The sequence below is a fragment of the Actinoplanes sandaracinus genome, from assembly GCF_030009775.1.
Classification (GTDB): Bacteria; Actinomycetota; Actinomycetes; order Mycobacteriales; family Micromonosporaceae; genus Actinoplanes; species Actinoplanes sandaracinus.
In genome coordinates, this window is the sequence record NZ_JASCTH010000003.1 from 215278 (window position 1) to 240867 (window position 25590).

Here is a 25590-nt window from a genome sequence, read left to right on the forward strand (position 1 = left end):
CTGTGCATACCCGGGCTGACCGTCACGCGCTGAGGCGGGCCTCGGGGGCTCGGTGAGTGCCGCCGACGGACTCGTACTCGGGTCGGCCGCCGGTGCGGAAGAGGTCCAGCTCGGCCTGGCCCAGCGATTCCTTCTCAGCCCGTAGCCGCGCTCGCTCGGCGGCCCGCGCCGCCCGCGCCCGCGTCACCTCCTCCGCCGTCTTGGCGGCCCTCGTGGCGGCCTCCTGGTTGGCCCGCCGGGTGGCCGCGGCCTTCGCGGCCCGGGCCTTCGCGACTTCGGGGTCCAGTTTGCGGTTCGGGCGCACCTCGGTGATCACCTCGACCTCGCGGGCCTCGATCGCGGCGAAGTCGGGACGGATCTTGGCGGCCACCCATTCGACGCCGGCGACGAGGCCCACCACCAGGGCGAAGATGATCCGCAGGCCGAGGGGGCCGGGGGCCGCGAAGTTCACCGCGGCCGAGATGATCACGACAACGGAGAGGATCTTCATGGCGGCACGCCGGGCGTCGGCTGCCATGCCGGGCGTCTGGGTGATCGTCAGCATGGACAGCATGGCGAGGTCGAAGACGGCCGGCACGATCCAGGCGAACATCCCCGCGCCGAGTGTCGCCAGGTAGTGCGCCTGGTGAAGGTAGCTGGCGGCGAGCGCGCCGATGAGGATCAGGCTGTTGGCGCGCTTGATCATTCGGATGGCCCTGAGCATGCCGGGCACGGCACCCTTGGCGTACTCGGTGGCGAACTGCTGCGTCAGGGTCTGGGTCGGCAACGCTGGGCTCCTCCGGGGTACGGCCGGGCCGGGTGAAACGCCGCACCGGAGCGGGAAGGGCGGCGACGGAAACCGACGCTACCGGAGCACAGGTGTCATCTGTGGCGAGTCGGGTGAATACGGAAATTCGACTCGCGTATGCCGGAACACATCAGCAGGGACCGGCCGGTCCGAGTCCGGGACGAGGCGGCACGCGCACCCCGCACCCCCGCGAAGCGCCCCAGGCCCGGGACGAAGCGGCACGCGTACCCCGTACCGCGGAAAGGGGTGTGCGGCGGGCCGGAGCCCGCCGCACCCGAACCGCGGACCTCAGGTGGAGGAGACGTTGTCGATCGGTGTGGTGCGCTGCCGTTCGACGCGCGGGTCGCCCTCGTCGGCGAAGTAGTCGTCCGGCGACGTCCCGTCGACCCCCTCCGGCGTCTTCGCGGCTCGCAGGACGAGCGTCACGATGGCCGCGACCAGCGCGTTGACGAGCACCGCCACAAAGCCGACGTAGATCGTCCGCGGGGTGTCGAAGCCGAACTCGGACAGCGGGAACGCCGAGCCCCCGAAGTGTTTCCGGCCGGTCGCCGCGTTGGGGATCTGCCAGAGCATCCAGAAGCCGATCGCCATGCCGGCGGCCCAGCCCGCGATCAGCGCGCCCCGGTGCAGCCACCGGGTGTAGAGGCCGATCACCACGGCCGGGGCCGTCTGCAGGATGATCACGCCGCCGATGAGCTGGAGGTCGATGGAGAACTGCGGGTCGAGGAAGACGATGCAGGCGACCGCGCCGATCTTCACCACCAGGGAGGTGATCTTGGCGACGTTGGCCTCCTGCGCGTGGGTGGCGTCCTTGCGCAGATATTCCTTGTAGATGTTGCGCGTGAACAGGTTCGCCGCGGCGATCGACATGATCGCCGCCGGGACCAGGGCGCCGATCCCGATGGCGGCGAACGCGACGCCGGTGAACCAGGCCGGGAACTGCTGGTCGAACAGCAGCGGCACGACGGTGTTGCTGTCGACGCTGCCGGGCGTCGCTCCGGGCAGCGGCTTCACCCCGGCCGCCACGGCCATGTAGCCGAGCAGCGCGATGAGGCCGAGCAGCAGGCTGTACGCCGGGAGCGCGCTCATGTTCCGCTTGATGACGTCCCGGTTCCGGCTGGCCAGGACCCCGGTGATGCTGTGCGGGTAGAGGAAGAGCGCGAGCGCCGATCCGAGTGCCAGCGTGAAGTACTGCACCTGGTTGTTAGCGCTCAGGGTGATGCCGTCGTTGGGGTTCGGCGAGGTCTGGAACTTCGCGTCGGCGGCGTCGAAGATGGCGCCCCAGCCGCCCAGTTTGTATGGCAGCCAGAGCACCGCCACCAGGATCACGATGTAGATCAGGGTGTCCTTGACGAAGGCGATCAACGCCGGCGCCCGCAGTCCGGACTGGTAGGTGTAGGCCGCCAGGATCGCGAACGCGATGATGATCGGCAGGTGCCGGGCGATCGGGCTCTCCCCGGTGACGCCCATCGTCTTGAGGACCGCCTCGATGCCGATCAACTGCAGCGCGATGTACGGCATGGTCGCCACGATTCCGGTGATCGCGACGACCAGGGCGAGCGTCGGCGAGTCGAACCGGGTGCGGACGAAGTCGGCCGGGGTGACGAAGCCGTGCCGGTGCGACACCGACCAGAGGCGGATCAGGATGAGGAAGAACAGCGGATAGATGATCACGGTGTAGGGCACCGCGAAGAATCCGGCGGCTCCGGCGCCGAAGATCAGCGCGGGCACGGCGACGAAGGTGTACGCCGTGTAGAGGTCGCCACCCACCAGGAACCAGGTGACCCAGCCGCCGAAGCTGCGCCCACCCAGTCCCCACTCGTCGAGGTGGGCCATGTCCTTGGGCGCCCGCCAGCGTGACGCGACGAAGCCCATGACGCTGACGAGCAGGAACAGGAACGTGAAGACGACGATCTCAGTGATGTGGTCGCTCATGACCGGCCCCGCTTCGTCATCTGGTAGACCACCGTCGTGGTGAGGACGCCCAGCAGGATGAAGGCGAACTGCAGCCAGTAGAAGAGCGGGAAGCCGGCGATCCGCGGCTCGTCGCGGTTGTAGAGGAAGGTCAGCAGGGGCACCACGATCGGCACGATCAGGAGCCAGTTCCAAGGACTTCTATCGGTACGGGGACGGTCAGGCTCAGCCATGAGTCTCCTCTGTCAACATTGCGTGTGGTCTCCGTCACGCTAACGAGACTTCGGACGATCAAGCGATCCCCTCTGCGCCGAACGGGTGTGGCGGTGCGCTCAGTGGACACACCGCCACATCGACGGAATCCGGCTATCGCAGGCCCGCTGAGATGGCCTTGGTGAGCGACGCCCGCTCGTCGTCGCCGTCGAGCGACCACATCATCGCGCCGCCGAGACCCTTGGCCCGGATGTACAGGGCCTTCTGCAACAGGACGGCCGGGTCGTCGTACGTCCAGAAGGTCGTCCCGTCGAAGAGCCAGGCGTGACCGTTGCGCAGGTCGCGGTGCACGGTGAAGCCCTGCGCCGGCAGCTTCTTCAGCGTCTTGAAGTCTTCGGTGCCGGCGGCGAAGACGCCCGGCGCCGGGCCGGCGGCCGGCTTGAACAGGCCGTTGCCGCCGCCGCTGACCCCGGTCCAGCCCTGCCCGTAGTAGGGCACACCGAGCACCAGCTTCCGTTTCGGCGCACCGCCGGCGAGCCAGGCGTTGATCGTGTTCTCCACCGAGAAGTCCGGGTCGTCCGGCGCCCCGGCCGGGACGCGCAGCGCCGACTGCTGGTTGGTGACCGGCTCCCAGGTGCCGTGGAAGTCGTAGCCCTGCACGGTGGCGAAGTCCAGGTACTTGAAGATCTTCTTCACCTCGAACCCGGCCTCGATCTTCGCGGGCGCGGCCGGCACGAAGGCCGTGAGCAGGTACTTCTTCTTGGTGCTCCGGCTCAGCCGGTCGAGCTGGGCACGGAACTCCGCGAGCAGCAGGGTGAAGTTCTGCTTGTCCTCGGGGCGGACGACGTTGCCGGCGTTGCCCGACGACGCCGGCCACTCCCAGTCCAGGTCGATGCCGTCGATGATGCCGCCGGCGACGCCCTCGGGCAGCCCGGGCAGGTTCCCCTTGATCCACAGGTCGAGGCAGGACGAGACGAGCCTCTTCCGGGACGCGTCGGTCAGGACGGCGTCCGAGAAGTACGCCGAGCCGCTCCAGCCACCGAGCGAGATCAGCGCCTTGAGCTTGGGGTTCGCGGCCTTCAGCTCGGCGATCTGGTGAAGGTTGCCGGAGATCGGCTGGCCGGCGACGTCGGCGACGCCGTCCACACTGTTCTCCGCGGAGAACGGCGTCTGCCAGTCGGCCCAGGGGTCGGCGGAGGCGCAGACGCCGTCCGCGGTGACCGGCCCGAACGCGTAGTTCAGGTGGGTCAGGCGGGCCGCCGCGCCGGAGTTCTGCACGTCGGCGAGCTGGAAGTCGCGGCCGTAGATGCCCCACTGGGTGAAGTAGGCGACCTTGGCATATGAGTCGTTCCGGTGTGCCTGTGCGGGAGTCGGTGCGGCCGTCACGACGACCGAGGCGGCAGCCGCCACGGCCACGAGGCGGCGGGTGAAACCGCGCATGAGCCCTCCAGGGCGAAACGTTGAAGAAAGTTTCCTAATCGAGGAAGCTAAACGTCTCGCCCTGCGAGGGTCAATATTCGCCGCTATCGAAGATGAGCCGTCTCGTTGACCGATCTGACCGCGATGTTCCCGTCCGGCCAGACGTCCATCGTCGACACACCCGCCGCGTCCAGGAACAACCGGTGCAGGAAGGCATCCCCGGCCGCCAGCGCGTCACGCAGGATCAACTTGATCGGCGACACATGAGAAACCAGGACCACGACCTTGCCGGGGTACGCCGAGAGCACGGTCGCCATGGCTCCGCGCACCCGTTTCGCCACCGCCTGGAACGACTCCCCGCCCGGCGGGGCCACGCTGGTCGAAGCCAGCCACGCCGACATCTCCGCCGGCCATCGTTCCTGCACCTCGGCGAAGGTGCGGGCCTCCCACTCGCCGAAATCGCACTCGATCAGATCGTTCATGATCGTGACCGGCAATCCGCCGGCCTCCGCGGCGATCAGCTCAGCCGTACGCACGCATCGGGAGAGCGGTGAGGAGAGGACCGCCGCGACCTCGCGGGAGATGCCGGCCACCCGCCCCGCCGCGGCCATCGCCTGAGCCTCACCCTCGTCGGTGAGCGGCACGTCGCCACGCCCGGAGTAGCGGCCCTGCGAGGTCAGCGGCGTCGCACCGTGCCGGACCAGGATGATCCTGGTGGCGTCCTCCAGCGAGGCGGGCGGCGCCCACGACTTCGGGGCGTCGGCAGCCGGGGCCTGCGCCGCCGGGGCCTGCTCCCTCGGGGCCTTCCCCGCGGCCGCGTCCATCGCACGGTTGGCCAGCTCGTCGGCGGCCTTGTTGCGCTCCCGCGGAATCCACTCGTAGGTCACCGCGGTGAACTTGCCGACCAGAGCGGCCGCCTCGGCGGCGAGCGGGCGCAGACCGGCGTTCTTGATCTGCCAGCGCCCGGACATCTGCTCGATGACCAGCTTGGAGTCCATCCGGACGGACACCTGGGTGGCGTTCAGCTCGGCCGCCGCCCGCAGGCCCGCGATCAGGCCGGAGTACTCGGCGACGTTGTTGGTGGCCACGCCGAGCGAGTCGTAGCGCTCGGCCAGGACCTCGCCGGAGTCGGCGTCCATGACCACGGCGCCGAACCCGGCCGGACCGGGATTGCCGCGGGACCCACCGTCCGCCTCGACGACGACACGCAGGCTCATGGCGCCACCTCGACAGTGTTGACTGGTTCGCTCGCGAACTCGCTCACAGGCCCGACTCCGCAGTCCGGATCATGATGCGGCGGCACTCCTCGCAGCGCACCACATCGTCCTTCGGGGCCGCCTTCACCCGGTTCAGGTCGGCGCCGTACAGCTCGATCCGGCAGGCGCCGCAGCGGCCCGCGTGGACCAGCGCCGCGCCCATGCCCGTCTCCGAGCGGATCTTGTCATAGAGCGTGACCAGGTCGGCCGGAAGATCCGCGGCGAGCGGCACCCGCGACTGCGTCTTGAACTCCAACTCCTTGGCGATCTCATCGTTCGCCTCGTCGCGGCGCCGCTCGGCGTCGGTCCGCCGCCCGACCGCCGCGGCGATCCGCGCCTGCACGTCGGCCAGCGTCGCCACCGCGGTCTCCCGCTGCTCCATCAGCTCCAGCTCGGCGTCCTCAAGCTCGGACTGCCGCCGGTTCAGCGTGGCCAGCTCGTGCTGCAGGCCCTCGATCTCACGCATCGCGGCACCGGCGTCCAGCCGCTTCTGGTCCTTGTCCTTACGCAGCCGGACCTGGTCGATGTCCTTCTCCAACCGGGCGATGTCCCGGTCGAGATCGTCCACCACGACCTGGGCGCGGACCCGCTCATCCTCGAGCGCGGAGATCTCCCGCGCGACCGCGTCGATCTCGGCCAGCTCGGGCAGCGAACGGCGCCGGTGCGCCAGCTTCGCCAGAGTGGTGTCGACGGCCTGCAGGTCGAGCAGGCGACGCTGGGCTTCCGGGGCGGCCTTCACGGGCTGATCTCCAAATCGTTGCGATTCGCATGGACGGTCCAGGGGTCGGTGTCCACATCTGACACCAGCACTTCGACGGCGAACACCTCGCGCAGCCAGGCCGCCACCTCGTCGAGCCAGGGACGCTCGGTCGCCCAGTGCGCGACGTCGACAAGGGCCGGGCCACCACTCGCGAGATGCTCGCTCACCGGGTGGTGCCGCAGATCGGCGCAGAGATAGGCGTCGGCGCCCGACCGGGCGGCGTCGGCCAGGAACGAGTCTCCCGCACCACCGCACACAGCGAGGACACGGATCAGCCGCTCCGGGTCACCGGCGGCACGCACCCCCGCCGCGGTCACCGGGAGGCGGCCCGCGGCGAACTCGGCGAGCCGCGCCAGGGTCAGCGGCTCGGACAGCTCACCGACCCGGCCCAGGCCGCGGCCCTCGCCGGCGGCAGCGCCCTCGGCCGGTGCCAGCGGCCGCAGGCCGGTCAGACCCAGCCGGGCGGCCAGCGCGTCGGAGACACCGGGGTTGGCGACGTCGGCGTTCGTGTGGGCGGTGTAGAGCGCCACCCCGGCACGGATCAGCCGGTGCACGAGGGCACCCTTGAAGGTGTCCGGGGCGATCGACGACACCGGCTTCAGCAACAGCGGATGGTGGGCCACGATCAGGTCGGCGCCCAGGTCGAGGGCCTGGTCGACGGTCTCGGGGACGCAGTCGACGACGCACAGGACACGGGTGACCGGATGCTCGAACTCGCCGAGCACCAGTCCGACCCGGTCCCAGGACTCCGCCCAGTTCCGCGGGTAACGAGCGTCGAGGGCGTCCACCACGGCTCGGACGGTCACGCCGGTCGTTTCGGCCACACCGGCCGGGTCGGTCACATCGGCCGCGTCAGACGAGGGGCGCGGCTCGGTGCAGTCGGTCACGACTGGAACCCTATACCGCTAGGAAAGCGCCCCCGGCTCGACTCGGCTCCCCGCCGGAATCGGGTTGCTGACCGCCTGCAGGGCCCGCCGCCAGGGAAACTGAGGGCGGAACCGGTCGGTCTGTCCCGGGGCGCCGAGCCGGCACACGTCCTCGCCGTAGAGCACGTGCACACCCCAGTCACGCAGTTTCGCGAGACTCTCGTGCAGCGCCGGGTGCAGGGCCATGACCTTGTTGGTGTAGGGGACCACGGCGGTGGGGACGCCGTAGCCGTAACCCTCGACCAGGAGACCGAGCACCAGGGTGTCGGTGATGCCGACGGCCCACTTGTTGACCGTGTTGACCGTGGCCGGCGCGACGATCATCGCGTCGGCCGGCGGCAGCACGTCGGGGTCGCCCGGGCTCTTGTAGTCGGAACGCACCGGGTGCCCGGTCTGGGCCTGCAGGGCCGCCACATCGACGAACTTGCGGCCGTCCGGGGTCGTGACCACGCAGACGTCCCAGCCTTCACTCTGGGCGAGACTGACGAGGACACCGACGTCCCGGGCCATCGGTGAACCGCACACGAGCACGTACAGCACACCGGGTGAGGGGTTACCCGTCATCACTCGCGGACCCCCCACCCGCCGCCCGAAAGCGGACTGAAGGCTCCCCTCATACGCCGACTCCCATCTGTTCGGCCAACTCCGCGATCGGAGCCGGCGGCGTGCCCCGGGTACGCCGGAGCACGTCGGAAAGGACTTCGTGAGCGAGCGGCCGGCACCGGATCTCGGAAGGCGCCAGGCGGTCGCCCTCCAGCAGCATCTCGCCCGCTTTCTCCACATCGCCGATCTGCGTGTAACCGCGTGCGATGTCGAGGAAGTGGTGCGCCCGGCGCTCCGGGAGCATGGCGTGGAAGCCGGTCTTGTCCATGTTCAGGTGCGCTTCCACCGCCAGGCGGCCGTCACCGAGCTCGACCGCGGTCGCGCAGCGGTGCAGTTGCACGTTGGTCGGCCCGAAGCTGGTCCAGTAGTGGTTGAAGTCGCCACCCAGCTCCAGTGACGCCTGATCGGCGCCGCAGAGCAGATCGCGGACAGTCGCGGCGTCGCCGATCCGGGCGGCCGACATCGCGCCGTTGAGCAGCAACATGCCGTAGACGGAGAGCTGCTCCGCCCGCGGCCGCTCGGGGCCGACCGGCGCGAGCCGGTTCGCGATGTTGACGTTGACCTCGAGCGACGGCCGGACCCGGCCGAGCGCGAGCAGCGCGCTGCCCACCCGGTAACTGGCCAGCCCGGCCAGCAACTGGTCGCCGGCCCGCTGTGACACCGCGATCGAACGGTCCGCGGCCAGCCAGGAGAGCTCGTGCTCGCCGACCTTGCGCAGCACCGACGAGGCGATCTGGTAGACCTGCCCGAGCAGGTGCGCGGCGGTCGACGCCTCGTCGCTGGTGGCGTGGGCGCTGTCCGCCCCCTGCGCGTCGCGCAGCAGCTTGGGCAGGGCGCGCGCCAGGGCGCCGTATTTCGCGTGCTGGTAGGTCAGCCAGGCGTGGCTGACCGCTTTGCGCATCTCCGTGAGCGGCGGTGAATGTGGCACCGCTTGGAAGAAGGCGCTCATCTGGTCATAACGCTCCAGAGCCGCGCGAATCTCCTCGACCTCCACCTGGTCGATGCAGTTCTGCGTCTCCGGCTTACGCTCCACCTCTTTGCCCAGCAGCAGCTGGACGTCGACCTGGAGCACGTCGGCGATGTCGTACACGACTGAGAACTTGTCGAGTCGGCGGACCCCGCGCTCCACCTTGTCGACCCAACTCTTCGATTTACCCAGCCGGTCCGCGAACACCTGCTGGGACATTTTGCGTCGGCCCCGCCAATAGGCGACGCGGCGGCCGATCGGCAGCTCGTCCACGGTGCCTCCCCCACTCAGCCGGCGGTCTTTCCGCCGGTGAGCCATCCGGTGTCACTCGCAGTGTGGACCTCTCACGTGCGCGCAGATCGCACAGCGTGTGTGATCGCCTGCTCACCGATGCTCGTAGTTTTTCATGCAAGTTGCAAAGGGTGGATCTGCCGGACCCAACGACGACCGTCGCGGCGGGATACGGCCTCTCCGCCTGAACCGGGGGTATCGAGCTATGCAGTGGACCAGCCGTCAGCCGTTCGTCCCACCGTCAATCCTCGACAGAGCCCTGCTGCGCCGGGCGGCACTGCGCTATGCCGCGCACGGCTGGGCTGTCACGCCCGGCTCTTACCTCACCGGCAGCCGATTCGACTGCGGTCGCGCCGGGTGCGCCATCACCGGATGCCATCCGGTGCTCGACACCTGGGCCGCATCGGCCGGCGACGATCCCGCGCGCATCACCGCATGGTGGCGCCGGCACCCACACACCGTCCTGCTGACCACCGGGACCGCCTTCGACGTCCTGGAGGTGCCCGCGTCGATGGGCCGCCTCGGCCCCGAGATCGGGCCGGTCGCGGTGACCGCCGCGGGAAGATGGATGTTCCTGGTGCGGCCCGGCAGCCCGCTCCGCCCGGAACTGGAGCACCGCCTCGACGTCGTCCAGCACGGCAGTGGCTCGTGGATCCCGGCGCCGCCGAGCCGGATGATCGAAGGGCCGGTCCGCTGGGAGGTGCCGCCGAGCCGCTCGCAGTGGCGGCTCCCGAGCTCGGAAGAGGTGCAGGCGAAGCTGGCCGCCGGGCTCGGCTCGGGTCGCCCGGCCGGGCCGATCCTGCTCCCACGGCAGATCTCGACGTCACGCCGGGCCGCCTGACCGCCCTTGACCTTGGCGCGCGCCCACATGTCATGAGACAAGGTAACCGCATCGACGACCTTCGGCGCATCACCCCTGAGGGTGAGATGCGTGAGTGAATCTCAGGCCGCGAGGTCCCGGTAGGCGGCGATCACGGCCTCGGTACGGCCGGCCAGGTCCGGCCCGCTGCCGGCGGCCGCGGGGACGCCGGCCACCCGGGCGAGCGTCCGCTCGGCGTGCCGGGCGGTCGCGGCCACCTGGCGCTCACGGATGAAGCTCTCCCCCGCCCGGGCCGCCGTGTCGATGCTGCGCAGGATCCCGTTCGCCGCGTCGCCGGCCTCCCGCCACGCCTCGCCGGCCAGTTCCCGCTGCCGGTCGGCGGCGATCCGGGCCGGGCTGTCCGCCGGGATGTCGGCGTCCCGCACTCCGGCCAGGTCCTCGCGCAGACGGCGCAGTTCCTGCCGCCGGGCCAACAGTTCGGCCAGTTCGCCGAGCGCCCGGGTGAGCGAGCGGTCGGCCAGCACCGGGTCGATCATGTCGCCGAGGGCCGGCCAGGTCCGGCGCACCCGCTGCGAGGCGTCGAGCGCGCCACGGAAGGCGGCCCGCTCGGGCGCCGACCACAGCACCCGGGACTCGGTGTCCCGCGGCACCGCGAGCACCGCCGGCTGGGCCGCCCGGGCCTGCCGGCGCCAGACCGCGGCGACCAGCGCCGAGCTCGCGCCGACGGTCAGCCACCAGCTGAAGCCGGAGGCGCTCAGCATCGCGGCGAGCAACAGCAGCGGCAGCGCGAGGCGGAAGGCGAACGTCTGCCGGTCCGTGCGGCTGCGCCCGCTGGGCGGCCGGGGCACGGATTCGATCAGCGTTCCGGTCCGCTCACGGCGGACGTTCCCGCTGCGGGTCTTCAAGGGGTACGGGGAGACGACCACTTTCTCGGCGTCGATCCCGGCGTGCAGTTCCGTACCCACGTCCGGCCTCCGTGATGATCGCGCCCGCCGGGAGGTTCCCGGCTCGTCCGGGCGGGCCCCGGCCGCCGAGGGGACACCGGCCAGGACCCGCCCACCGAGGGTGAACCCCTGCGGACAACAGAGGGATCGGTCCCGCCCGGCTCCACTTGAGCCACGCGGCGTTGCATGCCGGTTGCCGTTGGGTCCCCACCCTCATCCGCGATCCGGGGTGAGCCGGAGCGATCCGGAGTCCACGAGATCGCGGCGGCTAGCCTCACCCGCGTGGAACGGATCGAGCTGGTGCTGCGCAAGTACGACGGACGGCCGCATCGCCGGGTCACCGGCCGGCTGCTGGGCACCGACGAGTACGGCACCTGGGTCGGCACGCCGCGCGGCTCCCTGGTCCACTACAGCTACGGCTGGCGCCGGTTCCGGTTGACCCGCGAGGACGCGGTCCGCCTGATCCCGCACGACGGCTGGTGGATGGCGATGTTCCTGGCCGCTCCGGCCCGCAACGACGTCTACTGCGACATCACCACCCCGGCCGAGCACACCGCGGGCCGGATCACCGTCGTCGACCTGGACCTCGACCTGATCCGCTATCGCACCGACCAACGGGTGCTGGTCGACGACGAGGACGAGTTCGAACGGCACCGCAAGACCTTCGGCTACCCCGCCGACGTGGTCGACGCCGCCACCGGCGCCGTCGCCGAACTCCGGAGCGCCCTCGCCGAGGCCCGCGAGCCGTTCGGCGCCCGGCACCACCGATGGATGGACCGCCTGCCCGGCCGCCGCCGACGATCCTGATTCACCGGACGAGCCGGGCGACCCACGCGCACACGACAGCGCGATCCACCCGGCAGCGAGAGATCAACTGAACTGAGGCGCGCGGTTTCGCTCCAGAAGCGGCCGGCGCCGAACGGTGAACCATCCGTGACGAGCGGTGAACCAGCCGTGACGAACGGTGAACCAGCCGGGACGAACGGTGAACCAGCCGGGATGCGGGGCTTCCGGGGGCTCGGCCCCCGGAGCAGACATGACGTGAGGCCCCCGTCCGCGCTTTCCGCGGACAGGGGCCTCCGCCTCACGTGGGCGCGGTAGGTTTCGAACCTACGACCCCCCGCTTGTAAGGCGGGTGCTCTCCCACTGAGCTACGCGCCCCGATATGGGTGTGACCGAGCAGTCATCCTACCCTGCTGCGGATCGAGGGCGGAGGGCGGCGACGGCGGCGTGCCAGGCCTCCGGGTCGCGGGCTTCGCCGGGGCCGTTCATCTCGGCGAAGCGAACCACGCCGCCGGCGTCGATCAGGAACGTGCCGCGGTTGGCGAAGCCCCGCTCGTCGTCGAAGACGCCGTAGGCGCGGGCCACCTCGCCGTGCGGCCAGAAGTCGGCCAGCATCGGGAACTCGAAGCCCTCCTGCCCGGCCCAGACCTTGTGGCTGTACACGGAGTCGACGCTGACGGTGAGGACCTGCACGTGGTCGTTCGCCAGTCGTGGCAGGGCCTGCTGGATCCCGGTCAGCTCGCCGTGGCAGCGGCGGCTGAACGCGAGAGGGTAGAAGACCAGCAGGACCGCCTTACGACCGTGGAAGTCGGTGAGGCGTACCTCCTGGTTGTTCTGATCCTTGAGGACGAAGTCGGGGGCCGGCACGCCCACGTCGATCGGCATCCGCCCAGCCTAGACCAGCCGGATGCCGGACCGGACGAACGCGGCATGGCCGGCGCCCGCTCGGGGGACGCCGACCTGAGATGAGGTGGTAGTGAGCTACTTCTTCTTGGCGCCCCGAGGGGAGACCAGGCGTGCCCCGGTCCAGTCCTTGCCGGCGTTCAGTGTCGATGTCTGCTGGAGGCCGGCGGTGGGGGCCGACTCACTGATCTCGCTCGGCTCAACATGGCCGTCTCGGCCGGCCTTGGGGGTCAACAGCCACACCACGCCGTTGTCGGCGAGGGGGCCGAGAGCATCGGTGAGAATCTCGAAAAGGTCACCGTCGCCGTCGCGGTACCACAGCACCACCGCGTCGACCACCTCATCGGTGTCCTCGTCGACCATGTCACCGACGCGTTCGGTCAGGGCGTCACGGAGATCCTCGTCGACATCGTCGTCGTAGCCCATCTCCATGACCACCATGCTCGGCTCGAAGCCGAACCGGTCCGCCAGGCTGCGTACGCCGTCGGCCTGACCCGCGGTCGCGCTCACTGTCCAAATCCTCCTAGCCGTCGAAAAATGCACCGGAACATGGGGGTAGTCCACACATTCCGGGGCCGGTGCGCAAGTGGCGCACCGAGTGTGTGGCAATTTACCGTGTCAGCAGCGCGTGGGCACCCTGTGTGATGGCATCCTCTCCCACGAGGACTTGCTGGGCCGCAGGACCCAGGGGAACGGGCGCGTCGGCGGCCGCCACCCGGCGCACGGAACCGACGAAAGACCCATCGACCAGCGCGGCCAGGACGCCCTCGCCGACGCCGCCGGAGCGGCGTGTCTCGTCGACGATCAGCACCCGACTCGTCACGGTCGCCTCCCGCACCAGGTCAGCGGCGGGAAGCGGGCTCAGCCAGCGTAGATCGACCACCCGGCAACCGTAGCCTTCGGCGGCCAGCTGGGCAGCGGCGCGCAGCGACATGCGGACGCCGTTGCCGTACGTCACGATGGTCAGGTCCTGGGCCGTGCCGAGCCCGTAGATCCGAGCCCGGCCGATCGGGACGTGCTCGCCGGCCCACGAACCGGGAGCGGAATAGGCCGCCAGCCACTCGCTGTCGCCTTGCTGATAGAGGTCCCTCGTCTGGTAGAGGGCGGCGGGTTCGAGGAAGACGCAGACGCTGCCGTCCGCCTCCGCGGCGGCGAGACAGGTCCGCAGCATCGGCGCGGCGTCGGCGGCCCGGGCCGGCACCGCCACGACGAGGCCGGGCACGTCGCGCAGCCCGGCGACCGAGTTGTCGTTGGCGAGGGGCCCGCCGATGCCGAACGGCTGTGCCAGTCCGGGCACCCGCAGCACCAGCGGGTTGCGGTAGGCGCCGGCCGAGAGGTACGCCATGGTGGCCGCCTCGGTCCGCAGCTGTTCCGCGCCGCCGTGCAGGTCGGCGAGGCAGTCCAGCTCGGGGACCGGGAGCAGGCCGGCCAGCCCGGCCCCGGCGGCGAGCCCGAGGATCGTGGTCGCGTCGGGCGGGCTGTCGAAGACCCGGTCGTCGTCGGGCTCGGCCAGCCCGGTGGTCACCCCGTGCCGCCCGCCGCGGGTGGTCGCGGGGCCGAAGATCAGCATCTGCGGGCCGGCGGCCAGCGCGTCGGTGAGGGTGGCGCCGATGGCCTGGGCCAGCGTCATCGGTCCGGCGTCCTCCGGCAGCCGGCCGTCGAAGGCCCGCAGCCGGGTGGGCGCGCCGGCGCCGAGGGCCCGGTCGGCGGCCTCCGAGACGGCGTGTGCCACCCGCAGCGGGCGGCGCGGCGCCAGTGTGGCGACGACCTCCGCGGTCGAGGCGAGTTTCGGCTCGCCGAGCACTTCCTCGGCGGCCTTGCGGACCTGCCAGCCCACCTCGTCGTACCGGGTGATCACTTCCTCCGGCCCGTACAGGCCGGCTTCGATGAGCAGCCGCGCGGTGGCGACCAGCGGGTCCCGATCCAGGCCGGGGCCGGGTTCCGGGTCGCCGGGCTGCCCGAGCAGGTGAACGGTCGACAGGTGCAGGATCGCGGGGCGGCGCTCGGCGCGCACGAACTCCGCCGCCTCGGCCGCCGCGTGGTACGCCGCGGCCAGGTCGCACCCGTCGGCGAAGGAGTAGCGCAGGCCGGGCCGACCGCGCAGCATCGCCGCCGTCCAGCCGTCCGCGTCGGGACCGCCCGGCGTGTCGTCCTCGCAGACCAGCAGCAGGGGCACCCGCTGGTCGGCGAGTTCGAGGCGGCCGGCCGCGTGCAGGGCCGCCGTCGCGGCGGGACCGCCGGCCCCGCCGTCGCCGAACGACGCCACCACGATCGCGTCGGCCGGCCAGGCGGTCTCGCCGGCCCGGGTGAGCGCGTGCGCCAGGCCGACGGCCCTCGGCAGGTGGCCGCCCGCGACGGAGAGGGCCGGGATGAGGTGCAGGGCGGGATTGCCGAAGATCTTGTCGCGGCCGCCGGATCCGGGGTCGCGGACCGAGGCGACCACGCCCCGCAGCACGTCCCTGGCGGCCTCCTCCAGCCGCCGGGCGGTGTCCGGCCCGTTCCCGCCGGGATGCGCCGCCCGGACGCAGTAGAAGGCCGCGGAGCGGTGGTGCAGGAGGGCCGGGTCGTCGCCGCGCAGCGCCGCGGCGACCGCGGCGTTGCCCTCGTGCCCGGCCGAGCCGGTGGTGTGGAAGCCTTCGTTGAAGCTGCGCAGCCAGCGCGCGGCGAGGTCGAGGTGGCGGCTGGTGAGCTGGGCGTCGAAAAGGTCCCGTGCGCGGGCGCCGGTCAGGGTGGTGCCGTCGCGGACCGGATCCCCGGGGGCACGCCCGGACTCCGGTGGCCGCAGGGCCGAGACCGCATCGCGGAACCGCTCGTCGAGGCTTTGCGGGGTGGTCACGGAATTCAGCATTGCCGACCGCGGCCGGTGATGCCACTGCGAGAACGATCGATCTGCGACACACGGGGAGTCACCCGGTGGTGTACTCAGTGACATGATCTTGTGGTACGCCGTCGCCCGCCTGGCGCAGTGCGCGTGCTGGGTGATCGGCGCCGCGGCGATGTTCCTGCTGCTCGATCTCTACACATAGGCTCGGCTCATGCGTTCCGAACTGATCACCGTACGGACCGGTGGCTCTCCGGCTGTCGTGGACATCACCCGCGAGGCGGCGAACTTCGTCCGGTCCGAGAAGGACGGCCTGCTGCACGTCTTCGTCCCGCACGCGACCGCCGGGCTGGCGATCATCGAGACCGGAGCCGGCTCGGACGACGACCTGCTGACCGCGATCGACGATCTGCTGCCCACCGAGGACAAGTGGCAGCATCGGCACGGCTCGCGGGGCCACGGCCGCGACCACGTCCTTCCGGCGTGGATCCCGCCGTACGCCACATTGCCCGTGATCAACGGCCAGACCGCCCTCGGCACGTGGCAGTCGATCTGCCTGGTGGATCCCAACGGCGACAACCCCATCCGGCAGGTCCGTTTCTCGTTCATGAACGGCTGAAATCCCGGCGGGTCCACAAAGTTACTGGTCAGTACGTGTGTCGAGCGTCGCTGAGACGCCCGGTAGGCGTGACGAGGCCCACCGTAAGGGGGCAGGATGGAGACCTATTCCGAGCGATTCGCCACTTCGCACCCTGAGGCGGGTGGTCGCCCGGACGTCCGACACTCACACCAAGAGGACTGCCTGTGGCCACGGAGCGCAAGCGCCCGGTGATCAGCGATGGCCTGCCGAGCCAGCTTCCCGACATCGACCCCGAGGAAACGAACGAGTGGGTCGAGTCGCTCAACGGAGTCATCGACGAACGCGGCGCCAAGAGAGCCCGTTATGTGATGTTGCGCCTGTTGGAGCGGGCCAGGGAGCGACAGGTCGGCGTTCCGCCACTGACGTCCACCGACTACATCAACACCATCCCGCCGGAGCGCGAGCCCTGGTTCCCGGGTGACGAGTTCGTCGAGCGGCGGATCCGTGCCTACATCCGGTGGAACGCCGCGATGCTGGTGCACCGCGCGCAGCGGCCGCAGATCGGCGTCGGCGGCCACATCTCGACGTACGCGTCGAGTGCCAGCCTCTACGAGGTCGGCATGAACCACTTCTTCCGGGGCAAGGACCACCCGGGCGGCGGCGACCACATCTTCTTCCAGGGTCACGCCTCCCCCGGCATGTATGCCCGCGCCTACCTGGAGGGCCGCCTCAGCACCCACCAGCTCGACGGCTTCCGCCAGGAGCTGTCGCACCCGGGTGGCGGCCTCCCGTCGTACCCGCACCCGCGTCTCATGCCGAACTTCTGGGAGTTCCCGACCGTCAGCATGGGCCTCGGTCCGCTGAACGCGATCTACCAGGCGCGGTACAACCGGTACCTGCACAATCGCGGCATCAAGGACACCAGTCAGCAGAACGTCTGGGCGTTCCTCGGCGACGGCGAGATGGACGAGGTCGAGTCGCTCGGCGCGATCGGCCTGGCCGCCCGCGAGGAGCTCGACAACCTCACCTTCGTGGTCAACTGCAACCTGCAGCGCCTCGACGGCCCGGTGCGCGGCAACGGCAAGGTCATCCAGGAGCTGGAGTCCTTCTTCCGCGGCGCCGGGTGGAACGTCATCAAGGTCGTCTGGGGCCGTGAGTGGGACCCGCTGCTGGCCGCCGACACCGACGGCGCGCTCGTCAACCTGATGAACGTGACGCCGGACGGCGACTACCAGACCTACAAGGGCGAGTCCGGGGCGTATGTGCGCGAGCACTTCTTCGGCCGCGACCCGCGCACCCGCAAGCTGGTCGACCCGATGTCCGACGACGACATCTGGAACCTCAAGCGCGGCGGGCACGACTACCGCAAGCTCTACGCGGCCTACAAGGCGGCGACCGAGCACACCGGCCAGCCGACCGTGATCCTGGCCAAGACCGTCAAGGGCTGGACGCTGGGGTCGCACTTCGAGGCCCGCAACGCCACGCACCAGATGAAGAAGCTGACCCTGGACGACCTCAAGGGCTTCCGGGACCGGCTCTACCTCGACATCAGCGACAAGCAGCTCGAGGAGAACCCGTACCTCCCGCCGTACTTCCATCCCGGCGAGAAGTCCGACGAGCACCAGTACATGCTGGAGCGGCGCCGTGACCTGGGCGGCTCGATCCCCAGCCGGCGGACCAAGCACAAGTCGCTGGCGATCCCGGACTCGAAGGCGTTCAGCGGGATCAAGGGCGGCAGCGGCAAGCAGAAGGTCGCCACCACGATGGCGTTCGTCCGCCTGCTCAAGGACCTCATGAGGGACAAGGATTTCGGGGCCCGCTGGGTGCCGATCATCCCGGACGAGGCCCGCACCTTCGGCATGGACTCGCTCTTCCCGACCAAGAAGATCTACTCGCCGCACGGCCAGACCTACACCTCCGTGGACCGGGAACTCTTCCTGTCCTACAAGGAGGCGACGAACGGCCAGATCCTGCACGAGGGCATCAACGAGGCGGGTTCGACGGCGAGCTTCATCGCGGCCGGCACGTCGTACGCCACGCACGACGAGCCGATGATCCCGCTGTACATCTTCTACTCGATGTTCGGCTTCCAGCGGACCGCCGACGAGCTGTGGGCGGCCGCCGACCAGATGACCCGCGGCTTCCTGCTCGGCGCGACCGCCGGGCGGACCACGCTCAACGGTGAGGGCCTCCAGCACGAGGACGGGCACTCGCTGCTGATCGCGGCGACGAACCCGGCCGTGGTGGCGTACGACCCGGCGTTCGGGTTCGAGATCGCGCACATCATGGAGCACGGCCTGCACCGCATGTACGGCGAGAAGCAGGAGAATGTCTTCTACTACCTCACCATCTACAACGAGCCGGCCATTCAGCCCGCCGAGCCGGCGAACCTCGACACCGAGGGTCTGCTCAAGGGCATCTACCGGTTCAGTGAGAGCCCGCGCAAGGACGGCCCGAAGGCGCAGATCCTCGCCTCCGGCACCGGCATGCGGTGGGCGCTCAAGGCGCAGGAGCTGCTCGCCCAGGACTGGGGGGTCAGCGCCGACGTCTGGTCGGTGACCTCCTGGACCGAGCTGCGCCGGGACGCGATCGAGGCGGAGGAGCACAACCTGCTCCACCCGAGCGACGCCCCGCGCAAGCCGTACATCCAGCAGAAGCTGGAGGCGAGCGAGGGCCCGTCGGTCGCGGTCAGCGACTGGATGCGGGCGGTGCCCGACCTGATCAGCCGGTGGGTGCCGAACGGCTACACCTCGCTGGGCACCGACGGCTTCGGCATGAGCGACACCCGGCACGCGCTGCGCCGCCACTTCCACGTGGACGGCGAGTCGGTCACCGTGGCGACGCTGCGTGAGCTGGCGCTGCGCGGCCTGATCCCGGCGCACGTGCCGGCCGAGGCCGCCAAGAAGTACGCGATCGACGACGTCAACGCCGCGCCGGTGGGCGAGACCGGCGGCGACTCGTAAGAGCCTTCCGGGAGGGGCGCCGAGCCCCTCCCGGAAGAAGGCTCAGGCCGGGACGTAATTGATGACCTCGACGCCGGTGGCCGACTTCCAGCTGCCGGCGTGGGTCAGGGCGATCTTCGTGCCCGGCTCCCACAGCTTGCGGCCCTCACCCGCCACCACCGGGTAGATCATGATCCGGTACTCGTCGATCAGGTTGTGCCTGGTGAGCTCGTTGACCAGCGAGGCGCTCCCGTTGATCAGCAGATTGCCGGGCTCGGTCTTGAGCTTCGCCACCGCGCCGGCCACCTCGCCCTGAAGGAAGGTGGCGTTCCACTCGGGTTCGGTGAGCGTGGTGGTGGCGACGTGCTTGGGCATCCCGTTCATCTTCGCGCCGAACTCCCCGGTCTCAGCCTCCATCTGCGGCCAGGCCGCCTTGAAACCCTCATAGGTCTTGCGGCCCAGCAGCAGGGCGTCGGCCTCCCGGAGGTTCGCGGCCTGCCAGGCGCCGAGTTCCTCGTTGAAGTACGGCCCACTCCAGACCGGCTCCTCGAAGACGCCGTCCAGGGTCACGTACTCCACTGCCATGATCTTGCCCATCGTCATCACCTCGGTTGCTCGGACCAACGAACTGGAAAACCCGGCCGGTAACGTCTGCCGAGTGATTCTCGACGACGTTCTACGATGGCGGGTACGGCGCCATTTCCTCGGCAACGAGCGGGGCGCCGACGTGGTCGCGGTGGCTCGCCGCCTTCTCGGCCTGCACGCCCAGGTGGCATCCTCCGCACAGGCGTCGGCCGGGTTGCGCACCGGGCACCCCGATCTGGAGAAAGCGCTGTGGCAGGACCGCACCCTGGTCCGGACCTGGGCCGCCCGCGGCACGCTGCACCTGCTCCCGGCCGAGGACCTGCCGGTCTGGGTGGCCGCGATGAGCACCCGGAACCGGGAGACCAAGGGCTCCTGGCTCAGGCACCACGGCGTCACGGCCGAACAGATGACCAGCATCATCGATGCGGTACCCGACGTGCTCGCGGGGGAACCGCTCACCCGGGAGGAACTCGCCGAGGCGATCATCAAGGCCACCGGGCACGAGGATCTCCGCGGGCCGCTCACCCACGGATTCGGGGCGATCCTCAAGCCGCTCGCCTTCCGCGGGCTGCTCTGCTCCGGGCCGCCGCGTGGGCGCAACGTCACCTTCGTGGCGCCGCGGGCCTGGCTCGGCGAGCGGGAGCCGGTGGAGACGGAGGCGGCGATCGACCGGCTCGCCCTCGACTATCTGGGGGCGTACGGGCCGGCCGAGCCGGAGGAGTTCGCCCGGTGGTTCGACCTGCGGCCGCCGCTGGCGAAGAAGTCGTTCGCGCGGCTGCGGGAGTCCGGCCGGCTCGACGAGGTGCGCCCGGAGCCGGTGGACGAGGACACCGTGCGGTTGTTGCCGGCGTTCGACCCGTACACCATCGGGGTTCTGCGGCAGTTGGAGAGCGTCAGCAGCGGCCCGAAGGCCGCGGTGTCCCGGGCGCAGGGATGGATCTCGCCGGTGTTGCTGGTGAACGGGCGGATCGAGGGGACCTGGGAGCCGGGCCCGGTGATCACCCCGTTCCGGGAGCTGCCGACCTGGGTGAGACGGGCTGTGGGCGACGCGGAGCTCCCGTGAGCCGGTGGCGGTGTCACCCCCGTGCGACGGGCGGGTGTGACACCGCCACCGCGCGGCGGCTGACCGGCCTGGTCGGGCGCTTCACCGTCTGAGCCGACTGGTCGGTACCCTGGAGCCGTGACTGTTCGCGTACGTTTCGCACCCTCACCCACAGGCATGTTTCACATCGGCGGCGCCCGCACCGCGTTGCAGAACTGGATCTACGCCCGGCAGCACGACGGTGTCTTCGTGCTCCGGATCGAGGACACCGACGCGGCCCGCAACAAGCCCGAGTGGACCGATGGCATCATCTCGGCGCTCGACTGGATCGGCATCGAGCGCGGGACGTACGAGGGCCCCTACTTCCAGTCCTCCTACGCCGCCGACCACACGGCCGCCGCGACCCGCCTCTACGGCGAGGGCAAGGCCTACTACTGCGACTGCACCCGTGACGACGTGGTGGCCCGCTCCGCCAACAAGCACACCGGCTACGACGGCTTCTGCCGCGACCGGGCGCTGGGCCCGGGCGAGGGCCGCGCGCTCCGCTTCCGCACGCCCGACGAGGGCGAGACCGTGGTCGAGGACCTGGTCCGCGGCAAGCCCACCTTCGAGAACAAGCTGCTCGAGGACTTCGTCATCGCCCGCAGTGACGGCTCGGCGGTGTTCCTGCTGGCCAACGTGGTCGACGACATGAGCATGGGCATCAACCACGTGTTCCGCGCCGAGGAGCACCTGCCCAACACCCCCAAGCAGCAGCTGCTGTGGGAGGCGCTGGGCGCGACCCCGCCGGTCTGGGGCCACGTGCCGGTCATCGTCAACGAGAAGCGGCAGAAACTGTCCAAGCGCCGCGACAAGGTCTCCCTCGAGTCGTACCGGGACGAGGGCTATCTCGCCGCCGCCATGCGCAACTATCTGATGCTGCTCGGCTGGTCGCCCACCGGCGACCGCGAGATCGTCCCGTGGTCGGTCGTCGAGGAGGAGTACCGGATCTCCGACGTGAGCCACGCCCCCGCCTTCTTCGACGTCAAGAAACTGCGGGCGTTCAACGGCGAGTACATCCGGGCGCTCAGCCCGAGCGAGTTCACCCAGGTCTGCGCGCCGTGGCTGAGCGGTACCGACACCATCCCGGCCCCGCCCTGGGACCCCGCGAAGTTCGACATCGAGCTCTTCCTCACCATCGCCCCGCTGGCCCAGACCCGGATCGCGGTGCTCTCCGAGATCGTGGAGAACGTCGACTTCCTCTTCCTCGACGAGCCGGTGCGGGACGAGGCGTCCTGGGCGAAGGCCATGAAGGAGGGCGCGGCGGAGATCCTCGACGACACCGCGGCTGCCTTCGGCGCCCTCGCTGACTGGTCGGCCGACGCGCTGAAGGCCGCGCTGGAGCAGGTCGGCGAGGCCCGAGGTCTCAAATTGGGCAAGACTCAGGCGCCGGTACGCGTCGCGGTGACCGGCCGCACGATCGGCCTCCCACTCTTCGAGTCGATCGAACTGCTCGGCCGGGAGCGCACTCTCGCTCGCATTTCCGCAGCTCGCGCACGCCTCTGAGGCTTCTACCGCATTCGACGGCCGGCACGCCATAGCCGGTCGTCGAATGCGGTGATGCTCTCCGTCACCAGAGTGACCACCGACCCCATAGATTGCGGGGACTGGGTACTATTCGGCCGCTGATCAACGGCCGTACCGTCTCCGCGGCCATCCCCACATGGCTCCAATTCACCCCGCGTCAAGATGCGCGCGGGGCGGTGTCCGGGAAGGCTGGAGGCCTGGGTCGTGCCCGGTTTCCACCGCCGGCACGAGCAGCGGGTTGGAGTGGGTCCATCCACGGGCGGGGAGGTCGGATGGTGCGGGGGACAACGATCACAAGACTGATTTCGGCGGGTACGGCGATGGCCGTCGCGCTGGCGATGACGTTCGGCATGGCGCCGGGCGCGGCACAGGCCGCGCCGAAAGCCGAGCCGGACGCGTTGCAGATCAGCGGCAACAACATCACCGAGGCCCTCGTGGTCCGGCAACAGGAACGGCCGAGACTCTTCCAGATGCTGCACAGCGAGGTGAGCTGGCTCGCTTCGGCGACGTCATCGACGTCGGCGCCGAAGTCGGAGGAACTCGGCCCGCAGTTCACGGTCACCGTGCTGATCAAGGACGCGCCGCACCAGGTCTACAACCTCTACCCGCTGGCCAACGGTGGCCCGCGGGCGCACCGGCCGGCCAAGCAGCCCTCCGGCAAGGCGAGTGAGGGCTGGTTCTACGGCCGGCTCTCCATGTCCGAGTCGCTGCGGCTCGGCGGCGCTCCGCTGGAGGCCAAGCTCGACGCGGTCAACGGCGGCATCGGTGGCGGCGTCGGCACCGACCTGGCCACGGCCGAGGTCAACCCGCTGGAGGAGATGACGGCGGCGTTCTCCGAGTTCCGTCGGCTCTTCCTGCTCAACGGCGCGGTTCTGCTGATCATCCTGACCGGGCTGGCCGGGATGGCGTTCCTGATCCGCCGCCGGATCTGACACCTTCGTCACCGTGCGCGCTCCGGGGCGCTGCCGAGTTCTCGACCATGCGGACCAGATCCTCCAGGTCGGCGTCGAACTCGGCGGCGCCCTCCAGCATTTCCGGAGACGACCCGGGGAGCCCGCCGGTCACCTCACCGGTGGTGTAACCGAGCAGGAAGGCACAGATCAGCCGCGCCGTGCGGGGCACGTCGGGCGACGGCACCCCGGCGTCGGCCAGGATGCCCTGCAAGGCCGCGGCGAGCCAGGAGGCCGCCGGGCCGGCCGCCGAGCGGTTCAGCAGCAGCGGGAAGGCGCTGGGGTGCGCACGGGCCAGAGAGCGGACGGCCCGGCCGAGCGCGCACAGCCGGTGCCGCCAGTCGAGATCCGCCGGATCGTCGCCGACCGAGGTGCCGAGCTCCAGGTGCAGCAGGTCGACGAGACCGTCGAGCAGGGCGTCCTTCCCCCCGACGTACGGGTACAGCGCCATCGAGGTGAGCCCGACCCGCTCCGCCACGGCCCGCATCGACATCGCCGCCAGGCCGCGCTCGTCAACGAGGGCGAGCGCCTGATCGAGAATCTGCCGTCTCTTGTCGTCCACCACGCCTACCTGACCAGCCCGCCCCCCGCCAGGCCGTGAAACGCGCCCGAGCGGTGACCGCACTCACCCGTACGAGGAAGGATTTCGCCCGAAGCCCAAAGCCCGAAGCCCGACCCGAACGCAGTGCGCCCGCTGACGTCGAGGGCTCCGAAATCGGCTAGGCGAAGCCGTGGTCGATTTCGGCGCCCTCGACGTCAGCCCGAAGGGCGCACTGCCGCCGAGCGACAGCGAAGGCCAGCAAGCTCAGCACCAGCGGCCCGGAGGGCGGCCTCGCCCGGCGGCGCGGCGGCGTGGACGGACCGCGCCGTGCAGATGGGCGCCGGCCCATCCACGCAGTTCGGTACGGCACCCGACCCGCCCGGTGCCCGCGTCCACGGTCAGTTCCTCGTCGGCCGGCAGCGCCGCCGGTAGGTCGTCAAGGGCGGGATCCCTGTCGGAGCACGCGAACGCGTCGTCCCGTTCCATCATCTCGCCTCCTTGATCCGGGCCGTCGGCGCCGGCGTTTCTCCCGGCACCGCTCTTTCATCGGCACCGCGACGCCCGGTGTTAACTCCACGCCCGGACCGCACTAGTCCGACACCTTGCCAGGTCACCGACTGAAATCGCGGGAGAGGCGCACCGCTACGCCAGTCAAATGTCATAAAAGCTCCTAAAACGCACGCTGTCCTCGCTTCGGCCGCATCTCATCCGGACGCCGGACCCCGGCACCGGCGTGACACTCTGAGCGCGTGGCAGACACTGACGCCGGGCCCATCGAGGCCGCCGGCCGGCCGGAGACCCCCGCCAGACCGCTGGCGCCGGGCACCCTGCGCCGGATCGAACGGCACGCCGGCGCCCTGGCAAGCGCGGCCGTCGCCCGTATGGACGAAACGCTGCCGTGGTTCCGGGCCCTCCCGGCCGACCAGCGTTCCTGGGTGATGCTCGTCGCACAGGCCGGCGTCCGGTCGCTGGTCGAGTGGCTGCGCTCCGGCGGCACGGTCGCCGCCAGCACCGAGATCTCCGACGAGGTGTTCGCCGCCGCCCCGCGGACACTGGCCCGGGTCATCACGCTGACCCACACCGTGCAGTTGATCAAGGTGACGATCGACGTCGCCGAGACCGAGGTCCCCGGCTTCGCCGAGCCCGGCGAGCAGGAGGCGCTGATCCAGGCGATCCTGCGGTTCTCCCGGGAGATCGCGTTCTCCGCGGCGCGGGTCTACGCGCGGGCCGCCGAGTCCCGTGGCGCGTGGGACGCCCGCCTCCAGGCCCTGCTGGTCGACGCCCTGCTGCGGGGCGACTCGTCGGATGTCCTGGCCAGCCGGGCGGCCGCCCTGGGCTGGGCGGACGCACCTCCGGTCGCGGTGGCGGTGGGCCGGTCCCCCGGCGGCGACATCGCCGCGGTCCTGCACGCCGTCTACCGGGCCGCCCGCCGGGCCCGGCTGGAGGTGATCGCCGGCGTGCACGGCGACCGCCTGGTGGTCGTCATCGGCGGCGCGGTGGAGCCGGTCGCCGCGGCGGCCGCGCTCAGCGGCGGTTTCGGCGAGGGCCCGGTGGTGGTGGGCCCGGCGGTGCCCTCGCTCGACCAGGCGACCGAGTCGGCGCGGGCCGCGCTGGCCGGGTTCCGGGCCGCACCGGCCTGGCCCGGGGCGCCCTCCCCGGTGGCCGCCGACGACCTGCTGCCGGAGCGGGTGCTCTCCGGCGACATGGACGCGCGGCGCAAGCTCCGGCATGACGTGTTCGGGGCGCTGACCCGGGCCGGCAGCGGGCTGCTGGAGACCCTGGACGCCTTCTTCGCCTCCGGGGGCGTGCTGGAGAGCGCGGCCCGGGAGCTCTACGTGCATCCGAACACGGTCCGTTACCGTCTGCGCCGGGTCGCGGAGGTGACCTCGCTGTCCCCGCTGGACGGCCGGGACGCTCTGGCGTTGCGAATGGCGCTCACGATCGGCCGCCTGGACCCGGCGACGTGACCGGGATCTC

General features: G+C 70.6%; 24 protein-coding genes and 1 tRNA gene. 8 read left to right on the forward strand and 17 right to left on the reverse strand.

Going from position 1 to position 25590, the window contains the following annotated elements:
• Positions 1-22: 22 nt before the first annotated feature.
• From QLQ12_RS05750 to QLQ12_RS05790, 9 genes are all read right to left on the reverse strand, one after another.
• Positions 23-766: a hypothetical protein gene (locus QLQ12_RS05750; RefSeq protein WP_282757596.1), complete on the reverse strand. Its 744-nt coding sequence runs from the start codon at positions 764-766 to the stop codon at positions 23-25.
• Positions 767-1075: 309 nt separating this feature from the next.
• A complete protein-coding gene (mctP, locus tag QLQ12_RS05755) occupies positions 1076-2722 on the reverse strand; it encodes a monocarboxylate uptake permease MctP (protein ID WP_282757597.1) in 1647 nt (548 codons plus the stop codon).
• The gene (locus QLQ12_RS05760) at positions 2719-2934 is read right to left on the reverse strand and encodes a DUF3311 domain-containing protein (protein ID WP_282757598.1); all 216 of its coding nucleotides are present in this window, start codon (positions 2932-2934) and stop codon (positions 2719-2721) included. The genes mctP and QLQ12_RS05760 overlap by 4 nt, the downstream gene beginning before the upstream one ends.
• Positions 2935-3067: 133 nt before the next feature.
• Entirely contained in the window at positions 3068-4354 is a 1287-nt protein-coding gene (locus tag QLQ12_RS05765; RefSeq protein WP_282757599.1) for a glycoside hydrolase family 18 protein, read from the reverse strand.
• Positions 4355-4437: 83 nt separating this feature from the next.
• Entirely contained in the window at positions 4438-5550 is a 1113-nt protein-coding gene (locus tag QLQ12_RS05770) for a bifunctional RNase H/acid phosphatase (RefSeq protein ID WP_282757600.1), read from the reverse strand.
• 43 nt (positions 5551-5593) lie between these two features.
• Positions 5594-6328, reverse strand: coding sequence for a zinc ribbon domain-containing protein (locus QLQ12_RS05775; RefSeq protein ID WP_282757601.1), 735 nt, complete (start codon positions 6326-6328; stop codon positions 5594-5596).
• Positions 6325-7173 carry a Nif3-like dinuclear metal center hexameric protein gene (locus QLQ12_RS05780; RefSeq protein WP_407651426.1) on the reverse strand — a complete coding sequence of 283 codons (849 nt, stop codon included), beginning with the start codon at positions 7171-7173 and terminating at the stop codon, positions 6325-6327. Before QLQ12_RS05780 ends, QLQ12_RS05775 begins: the two co-directional genes overlap by 4 nt.
• 81 nt (positions 7174-7254) lie before the next feature.
• Positions 7255-7839 (reverse strand): flavoprotein, encoded by a 585-nt coding sequence (locus QLQ12_RS05785; RefSeq protein WP_282757602.1) that lies wholly within the window; start codon positions 7837-7839, stop codon positions 7255-7257.
• 49 nt (positions 7840-7888) lie between these two features.
• Entirely contained in the window at positions 7889-9118 is a 1230-nt protein-coding gene (locus QLQ12_RS05790; RefSeq protein ID WP_282757604.1) for a helix-turn-helix domain-containing protein, read from the reverse strand.
• 223 nt (positions 9119-9341) lie between these two features.
• Between QLQ12_RS05790 and QLQ12_RS05795 the strand changes: the two genes are divergently transcribed.
• On the forward strand, positions 9342-9977 hold the full coding sequence (locus tag QLQ12_RS05795) for a bifunctional DNA primase/polymerase (RefSeq protein WP_282757605.1): 636 nt from the start codon (positions 9342-9344) through the stop codon (positions 9975-9977).
• Between the two features lie 101 nt (positions 9978-10078).
• Here QLQ12_RS05795 and QLQ12_RS05800 read toward each other — a convergent pair whose 3' ends face one another.
• Complete coding sequence (locus tag QLQ12_RS05800) at positions 10079-10921, reverse strand: hypothetical protein (RefSeq protein WP_282757607.1); 843 nt, start codon at positions 10919-10921, stop codon at positions 10079-10081.
• Positions 10922-11182: 261 nt separating this feature from the next.
• Between QLQ12_RS05800 and QLQ12_RS05805 the strand changes: the two genes are divergently transcribed.
• Positions 11183-11707, forward strand: a complete 525-nt coding sequence (locus QLQ12_RS05805; RefSeq protein WP_282757609.1) for a DUF402 domain-containing protein — start codon at positions 11183-11185, stop codon at positions 11705-11707.
• A gap of 282 nt (positions 11708-11989) precedes the next feature.
• Here QLQ12_RS05805 and QLQ12_RS05810 read toward each other — a convergent pair.
• From QLQ12_RS05810 to QLQ12_RS05825, 4 genes are all read right to left on the reverse strand, one after another.
• Positions 11990-12061 (reverse strand) — tRNA-Val (locus QLQ12_RS05810).
• Positions 12062-12088: 27 nt separating this feature from the next.
• Complete coding sequence (locus QLQ12_RS05815; RefSeq protein WP_282757611.1) at positions 12089-12568, reverse strand: peroxiredoxin; 480 nt, start codon at positions 12566-12568, stop codon at positions 12089-12091.
• A 96-nt stretch (positions 12569-12664) separates the two neighbouring features.
• A complete protein-coding gene (locus QLQ12_RS05820; protein ID WP_282757612.1) occupies positions 12665-13096 on the reverse strand; it encodes a DUF3052 domain-containing protein in 432 nt (143 codons plus the stop codon).
• Positions 13097-13196: 100 nt separating this feature from the next.
• Entirely contained in the window at positions 13197-15434 is a 2238-nt protein-coding gene (locus tag QLQ12_RS05825) for a transketolase C-terminal domain-containing protein (RefSeq protein ID WP_282757613.1), read from the reverse strand.
• A 187-nt stretch (positions 15435-15621) separates the two neighbouring features.
• Between QLQ12_RS05825 and QLQ12_RS05830 the strand changes: the two genes are divergently transcribed.
• Positions 15622-16026: a YjbQ family protein gene (locus QLQ12_RS05830; RefSeq protein WP_282757614.1), complete on the forward strand. Its 405-nt coding sequence runs from the start codon at positions 15622-15624 to the stop codon at positions 16024-16026.
• 185 nt (positions 16027-16211) lie between these two features.
• Positions 16212-18950, forward strand: coding sequence for a pyruvate dehydrogenase (acetyl-transferring), homodimeric type (aceE, locus tag QLQ12_RS05835; protein WP_328518260.1), 2739 nt, complete (start codon positions 16212-16214; stop codon positions 18948-18950).
• 42 nt (positions 18951-18992) lie between these two features.
• Here the strand turns inward: aceE and QLQ12_RS05840 are convergent, their stop codons facing one another.
• Positions 18993-19526, reverse strand: coding sequence for a dihydrofolate reductase family protein (locus tag QLQ12_RS05840; RefSeq protein ID WP_282757616.1), 534 nt, complete (start codon positions 19524-19526; stop codon positions 18993-18995).
• 61 nt (positions 19527-19587) lie between these two features.
• Between QLQ12_RS05840 and QLQ12_RS05845 the strand changes: the two genes are divergently transcribed.
• From QLQ12_RS05845 to QLQ12_RS05855, 3 genes are all read left to right on the forward strand, one after another.
• Complete coding sequence (locus QLQ12_RS05845; protein WP_282757617.1) at positions 19588-20577, forward strand: winged helix DNA-binding domain-containing protein; 990 nt, start codon at positions 19588-19590, stop codon at positions 20575-20577.
• A gap of 117 nt (positions 20578-20694) precedes the next feature.
• Positions 20695-22101, forward strand: coding sequence for a glutamate--tRNA ligase (gene gltX / locus QLQ12_RS05850; RefSeq protein WP_282757619.1), 1407 nt, complete (start codon positions 20695-20697; stop codon positions 22099-22101).
• A 341-nt stretch (positions 22102-22442) separates the two neighbouring features.
• A complete protein-coding gene (locus tag QLQ12_RS05855; protein ID WP_282757621.1) occupies positions 22443-23054 on the forward strand; it encodes a hypothetical protein in 612 nt (203 codons plus the stop codon).
• Here the strand turns inward: QLQ12_RS05855 and QLQ12_RS05860 are convergent.
• Complete coding sequence (locus tag QLQ12_RS05860) at positions 23002-23634, reverse strand: TetR/AcrR family transcriptional regulator (protein WP_282757623.1); 633 nt, start codon at positions 23632-23634, stop codon at positions 23002-23004. The two genes, QLQ12_RS05855 and QLQ12_RS05860, sit on opposite strands and share 53 nt — an antisense overlap.
• A gap of 243 nt (positions 23635-23877) precedes the next feature.
• On the reverse strand, positions 23878-24102 hold the full coding sequence (locus tag QLQ12_RS05865) for a hypothetical protein (RefSeq protein ID WP_282757625.1): 225 nt from the start codon (positions 24100-24102) through the stop codon (positions 23878-23880).
• A 284-nt stretch (positions 24103-24386) separates the two neighbouring features.
• On the opposite strand from QLQ12_RS05865, the gene QLQ12_RS05870 reads away from it, so the two are divergent.
• Positions 24387-25580 (forward strand): PucR family transcriptional regulator, encoded by a 1194-nt coding sequence (locus QLQ12_RS05870; protein WP_282757895.1) that lies wholly within the window; start codon positions 24387-24389, stop codon positions 25578-25580.
• The last annotated feature ends 10 nt before the right edge of the window (positions 25581-25590 follow it).

Bases quoted from the DNA above. Each gene is read 5' to 3' on its own strand.
- QLQ12_RS05855 (WP_282757621.1), top strand. From the start codon at position 22,443: ATGGCCGTCGCGCTGGCGATGACGTTCGGCATGGCGCCGGGCGCGGCA.
- QLQ12_RS05760 (WP_282757598.1), bottom strand. From the start codon at position 2,934: ATGGCTGAGCCTGACCGTCCCCGTACCGATAGAAGTCCTTGGAACTGG.
- QLQ12_RS05840 (WP_282757616.1), bottom strand. From the start codon at position 19,526: ATGGGCAAGATCATGGCAGTGGAGTACGTGACCCTGGACGGCGTCTTC.
- QLQ12_RS05830 (WP_282757614.1), top strand. From the start codon at position 15,622: ATGCGTTCCGAACTGATCACCGTACGGACCGGTGGCTCTCCGGCTGTC.
- QLQ12_RS05865 (WP_282757625.1), bottom strand. From the start codon at position 24,102: ATGATGGAACGGGACGACGCGTTCGCGTGCTCCGACAGGGATCCCGCC.
- QLQ12_RS05815 (WP_282757611.1), bottom strand. From the start codon at position 12,568: ATGCCGATCGACGTGGGCGTGCCGGCCCCCGACTTCGTCCTCAAGGAT.
- QLQ12_RS05825 (WP_282757613.1), bottom strand. From the start codon at position 15,434: ATGCTGAATTCCGTGACCACCCCGCAAAGCCTCGACGAGCGGTTCCGC.
- mctP (WP_282757597.1), bottom strand. From the start codon at position 2,722: ATGAGCGACCACATCACTGAGATCGTCGTCTTCACGTTCCTGTTCCTG.
- QLQ12_RS05795 (WP_282757605.1), top strand. From the start codon at position 9,342: ATGCAGTGGACCAGCCGTCAGCCGTTCGTCCCACCGTCAATCCTCGAC.
- QLQ12_RS05785 (WP_282757602.1), bottom strand. From the start codon at position 7,839: ATGACGGGTAACCCCTCACCCGGTGTGCTGTACGTGCTCGTGTGCGGT.
- QLQ12_RS05765 (WP_282757599.1), bottom strand. From the start codon at position 4,354: ATGCGCGGTTTCACCCGCCGCCTCGTGGCCGTGGCGGCTGCCGCCTCG.
- QLQ12_RS05770 (WP_282757600.1), bottom strand. From the start codon at position 5,550: ATGAGCCTGCGTGTCGTCGTCGAGGCGGACGGTGGGTCCCGCGGCAAT.